Origin of the sequence: Micromonospora sp. NPDC049257 (genome assembly GCF_040678915.1) — a bacterium.
In the GTDB taxonomy this organism is placed as follows: Bacteria; Actinomycetota; Actinomycetes; order Mycobacteriales; family Micromonosporaceae; genus Micromonospora; species Micromonospora antibiotica.
In genome coordinates this window covers 1-2399 of the sequence record NZ_JBFAQU010000064.1, presented here as the reverse complement: position 1 = coordinate 2399, position 2399 = coordinate 1, and the positions used below count along the sequence as shown (strand labels likewise).

The window sequence follows — 2399 nt, the reverse complement described above, 5'->3', positions numbered from 1 at the left end:
AGGACGGTTTGGAGGTGTTTGCGGTCGGAGTCGATGGTGCGGGCGACGAAGGTGGCTTCGGCTCCGAGGGCGAGGGAGAGGGGGTTGAAGGGGGCGTCGGCGGATCCGGCGGGGGTGGATTTGGTGATTTTGCCGGTTTCGCTGGTGGGGGAGTATTGGCCTTTGGTGAGGCCGTAGATGCGGTTGTTGAATAGCAGGATGGTGATGTTGACGTTGCGGCGTAGGGCGTGGATGAGGTGGTTACCGCCGATGGAGAGGGCGTCGCCGTCGCCGGTGACGACCCAGACGGACAGGTCGGGGCGGGTGACGGACAGTCCGGTGGCGATGGCGGGGGCGCGGCCGTGGATGGAGTGCATCCCGTAGGTGTTCATGTAGTAGGGGAAGCGGGATGAGCAGCCGATGCCGGAGATGAAGACGGTGTTTTCGCGGGGGATGTTGAGTTCGGGCATGAATTGTTGGATGGCGGCGAGGATGGCGTAGTCGCCGCAGCCGGGGCACCAGCGGACTTCCTGGTCGGATTTGAAGTCTTTGGTGGTGAGTTTCACGGCGACGGGTTCAGGCATTTTTGCAGACCTCTTCCAGCATCGTCTCCAGTTCGGCGGCGGTGAAGGGTAGGCCGCGGACCTGGTTGTAGGCGATCGCGTCGATCAGGTATCGGGCGCGGATGATCTGGGCGAGTTGGCCGAGGTTCATCTCGGGGATGACGACGCGGTCGTAGGTGGCCAGGACGTCGCCGAGGTTGGCCGGTAGGGGGTTGAGGTGGCGCAGGTGGGCTTGGGCGATGGGTTGGCCGTGGTGGCGCAGGGTGCGGCAGGCGGCGCCGATGGGTCCGTAGGTGGAGCCCCAGCCGAGCACGAGGGTCCGGGCGGTGCCGTCGGGGTCGTCGACGTCGAGGTCGGGCACGGGGATGGCCTGGATGCGGGCGGCGCGGGTGCGGACCATGTAGTCGTGGTTGGCGGGGTCGTAGGAGATGTCGCCGGTCTTGTCGGCTTTCTCCAGTCCACCGATGCGGTGTTCGAGGCCGGGGGTGCCGGGGACCGCCCAGGGGCGGGCGAGGGTGTCGGGGTCGCGTAGGTAGGGCAGGAACGTGACGCCGTCGTCGTGGTTGGGTGCGGTCGCGAAGTCGACGCGTAGGTCGGGTAGATCCTGCACGTCGGGTAGGAGCCAGGGTTCGGAGCCGTTGGCGACGTAGTTGTCCGACAGCAGGATCACCGGGGTGCGGTAGGTGACCGCGATGCGGGCGGCTTCGAGGGCGGCGTGGAAGCAGTCCGAGGGTGACTTCGCGGCGATCACCGCGACGGGGGCTTCACCGTGGCGGCCGTGTAGGGCCATGTTCAGGTCGGCCTGTTCGGTTTTCGTGGGTAGCCCGGTGGAGGGGCCGGCGCGTTGGACGTCGACGATGACCAGGGGTAGTTCCAGGGCGACGGCCAGGGAGATCGTCTCGGATTTCAGGGCGACACCGGGGCCGCTGGTCGTGGTCACCCCCAACGCGCCGCCGTAGGAGGCGCCGAGGGCGGCGCCGACCGCGGCGATCTCGTCTTCGGCCTGCATGGTGACCACACCGAGTTTCTTGTGTTTCGACAACTCGTGCAGGATGTCCGACGCCGGGGTGATCGGGTACGCGCCGAGGAACACCGGCAGACCGGACCGGACCCCGGCCGCGACCAGACCGAGGGACAGGGCGGCGTTGCCGGTGATGTTGCGGTACGTGCCCGGCAGCATCTTCGCGGGTTTCACCTCGTACCGTACGGAGAAACTGTCGGTGGTCTCGCCGTAGTTCCAGCCCGCCCGGAACGCGGCGATGTTCGCCGCGACGAGATCCGGACGCTTGGCGAACTTCCGTTCCAGGAACCGTAGCGTCGAGTCGTACGGGCGGGAGTACATCCACGACAACAACCCCAACGCGAACATGTTCTTCGCCCGCTCGGCGTCTTTCTTCGACACCGACAACTCCGCCAACGCCCCGACGGTCATCGACGTCAACGCCACCGGATGCACCACGAACCCATCCAGGGTGTCATCGTCGAGAGGACTGACCGCGTAACCGACCTTGACCAGGTTCCGGCGGGTGAACTCATCGGTGTTCACGATGATGTCCGCACCCCGACGAAGATCCCCCAGATTCGCCTTCAACGCCGCCGGATTCATCGCGACGAGAACGTTCGGCGCGTCACCCGGCGTCAGGATGTCATAGTCAGCGAAATGCACCTGGAAACTCGACACCCCCGGCAACGTCCCCGCCGGCGCCCGAATCTCCGCCGGGAAATTCGGCAACGTCGAAATATCATTCCCCAACTGCGCCGTCTCCGAGGTGAACCTGTCCCCCGTCAACTGCATCCCATCACCCGAGTCACCCGCAAACCGGATCACCACCCGGTCCAACTGACGGATCTGCTTGG

2 protein-coding genes are annotated in these 2399 nt (G+C 65.9%); both read right to left on the bottom strand.

All coding sequences use genetic code 11. The features are described from left to right. The coding region (locus AB0K25_RS31720; RefSeq protein WP_363824016.1) for a 2-oxoacid:ferredoxin oxidoreductase subunit beta at positions 1–563 on the bottom strand (563 nt) is incomplete at its 3' end. Continuing rightward, positions 556–2399: 2-oxoacid:acceptor oxidoreductase subunit alpha (locus tag AB0K25_RS31715; RefSeq protein WP_363824015.1), on the bottom strand; the 1844-nt coding region annotated here is incomplete at its 5' end. The genes AB0K25_RS31720 and AB0K25_RS31715, both read right to left, overlap by 8 nt.